General features: G+C 45.0%; 2 protein-coding genes. Both read left to right on the forward strand.

Features of this window, described 5'->3' with window-relative positions; translation table 11 throughout:
• The first annotated feature begins 958 nt into the window (after nucleotides 1-958).
• On the forward strand, nucleotides 959-2,275 hold the full coding sequence (locus tag Q0E19_RS11715) for an ATP-binding protein (protein WP_294409714.1): 1,317 nt from the start codon (nucleotides 959-961) through the stop codon (nucleotides 2,273-2,275).
• Nucleotides 2,268-2,927, forward strand: coding sequence for an RloB domain-containing protein (locus tag Q0E19_RS11720; RefSeq protein ID WP_294409715.1), 660 nt, complete (start codon nucleotides 2,268-2,270; stop codon nucleotides 2,925-2,927). Before Q0E19_RS11715 ends, Q0E19_RS11720 begins: the two co-directional genes overlap by 8 nt.
• Nucleotides 2,928-3,129: the final 202 nt, after the last annotated feature.

Raw genomic sequence — 3,129 nt, forward strand, 5'->3', positions numbered from 1 at the left:
GCGGGCGCCCAACGACCCACCAAAATTTCCTGTATTACCAACAGAGAATCCGGTTAACTTGGGACCTATCACAGGTTATTTTCCCGGAGACCGTGAAAATAACCTGTTCCGGGCCGCCTCCGGCTACGGACAGCTGCCTGCCGGCCAGGGGCCGGTCTCCAAGACAGTTGCCGCAAAAGGGAGGGGCGGGGTTTGACGCTTGCGCGTCACGTACAAACGGATATCGCGTATCCGCGCACTCCGGTTGGCTGCCGGAATGCTGAGCACTGAGCTGTCCGTCACGGTGCACGACAGGGGGATGTTACTCCAGACATACGGGCCGCTGCCACGCGGACGAGGTACCTGTCTCCGGAGGTACAAGCGGGTCGCTTTAGGCGGCATGGTGCGGGGAAGGGGCGGCCTGTCATCCTCGGTCCCCGGAGACCGCTGCGGATACAAGCCTTTAGAAAACAAGGAAAGTGGATAAAAGGTGCATCTATTATAAAAAGGCGCCGGGAGGCCGATCATTTCCTCCTGGCGCCTTGAATTTTACTCAGCTAATATAAAAATCCCACTCTCCTGAAAAGGATAGTGGGAAAAATAGATAATGATATGAAACGACACGCAGGCAAATTCTGCCCATGCGTGATAAGAGACTTCCGAACTTTCGTTACGGCAAATGAGAGACTTTACATTATTATAATAACACAAAGACGCTTAGAAAGCAATGTTTTTATAATTTTAATTCTCCATATAGTGCGTATGGTGCAAAAATTACAGCCTTTCCATGTATTTTCGAGCAATGGGGGCCAAAGATCAGTAAAAGCAGATTGCGTGGGAATTGAGCCTTCAACTCATATGAGAGAAATATGCAAATGCAAATATTTCGCATATAACTGGATATATTATTGACATAGTGGCTATAAATATGCTAATTTATAATTGAATTGCAAGAATTTTGCAAATGGAGGCTTTAAAGATGCTACTTGACTTCAAAATCAGCAACTATAAGTCGTTTTTTGAGCAAGCCGACTTCTTTATGATGCCGGCGCCTCGGCAAACAGGTCTTGATTTTAGTATTCAGAAGCAAAAAGTTGGGGCAAAGACCTATCGTGCCCTTTCTTCTGCGGTCATTTACGGTCCAAACGCTTCCGGAAAAACAAACCTGATTGGTGCTATGGACACGATGCGAGCAATTGTCCTCCGGGGCCATATCAAAGATGCTGACCCCACTGTGACAGCAAACCCGGCTTCTGCCATGTTGGAACTGATTCCAAATCAGGGCAATTCCCCGGCACCAACCAGCTTTTACATTCGTTTTCTTGAGAACGGACTTGTGGTGGAGTATTCCTTGTCACTTCAGTTAGGAGAATTTCTTGACAAAGATTTCAAGCGTAAAATTATTGAAGAGAAGCTTTCGGTTAACGAGCACCCTGTCTTTATTCGCACGAATCATTTGAAGTTGGAAACTTCATCCGCTACTGAACAATATCTGAATCCGTCTGTCATGGGCAATTTGAATACCGCGATCAAAATTGCAGAGAGCGGTTTGAATGACGAGGAACTATTCCTATGCAACGGATATAAAACAATATTTTCTAAAGAACTTGTCTCGATGATCCTCAATTGGTTCGAGAATAAGTTTATGGTGATCTACCGCTCTGATTCGCTTAAGGCAATGCGTAAGTTTGCCGATCCGAAGGACAATACTGTTTATGTGGATAAAACGCTGACGTTAGCTGCTAAAGAATTCGGTATTACCGCAAATGCTTTGGGATATCGAATCGATGGAGAACGCGCCGAGCTTTGTTCTATTGTGGATGACCACGGACAAAAAGCGGCTATTCCTGCGGAACTTTTTGAGTCCTATGGCACACTCCGTTTTGTAAATGAATTTCCCCTTATTATTCGTGCGCTGTTAAATGGGGCAACATTGGTTATGGACGAATTTGATGCTTCGATTCATCCCATGGCTCTTATGAACATCATCAGTATCTTTCATAACGATGAGATCAACAAGAAGCATGCACAGTTGATTTTTAACACCCACAACCCTATCTTTCTGGATGCATCTCTATTCCGCAGGGATGAAATCAAATTTGTGGAGAGAGACGAAACGACAAATTGCAGTGTTCATTATGCGCTTTCGGATTTTAAAACGGCAAATGGTGTACGAAAAGGCGAAGCCTATATGAACAATTACTTTGTTAATCGCTACGGCGCTATCAAAGATGTGGACTTTTCTTCTATCCTCAAGGAGATCATCGATGCAAGTGAGGTGAAGAAAGATGGCTGACCGCAAGGAAAATATCTCCTATACGTTTACTGTCGAAGGCGATACCGAAAAGTGGTATCTGGACTGGCTTGAGAAGCAGATCAATGCTTGCGGTGATGCGGCTTATAAAGTCTCTATTGCTTCAAAGAAAGAGCCAAATCCGATGAGCTATGCAAAAACAGTCAACCGTATGACAAAGCCGAAGGTCATCCATCTGTGCGACGTTGAAAGCAATGAGCCAGATGAAGTAAAACGCTTTCAGGCAGTTCTCTCAGAACTAAATGAGGCGAAAAAAGAAAAGAAGATTCAGTATACTTTAGGGTACAGCAATTTCACCTTTGAACTCTGGATGATTCTCCATAAAAGCGACTGCAACCGGGTCTTGACCCATAAAAAGCAGTATCTTGATCTGCTCAATCGGGCATATGGAACGAAATTCGTGTCTTTGAAGCAATATAAAGAAAAGGATGAGTTTTCCAAGTGCCTGAATATGCTGACACTGAAGGATGTTTGTGACGCAGTTCTCCGTGCGGACAAGCTCATGGCCGCAAATGAACGAGATGAAAAAGCAAAGACCAAGTACAAGGGCTTTTCCTACTACACAGACAATCCATCCCTTACGATCTGGGAGCCGATCCGAGACATACTCAAAGATTGCAGACTTCTAGGCTGATTTCCACATCAAAGCGCAGAGAGCAAAAGTCCTCTCGGCGCTTTGATGTTTATACGAGGTTATAGACTCTCTTGTTCCACTGTGTAACGAACCAAATGGTCCCATAGAAGGGCGCGCATATAGCCTATGATTAGCGCCTATTAGGAAAACACACTGTCAAAGGGGTTTGTAGCGGGGGTTAGCCCGCTACTGCGGTATCTTC

It is taken from the genome of uncultured Ruminococcus sp., assembly GCF_934476685.1.
In the GTDB taxonomy this organism is placed as follows: domain Bacteria; phylum Bacillota; class Clostridia; order Oscillospirales; family Ruminococcaceae; genus Hominimerdicola.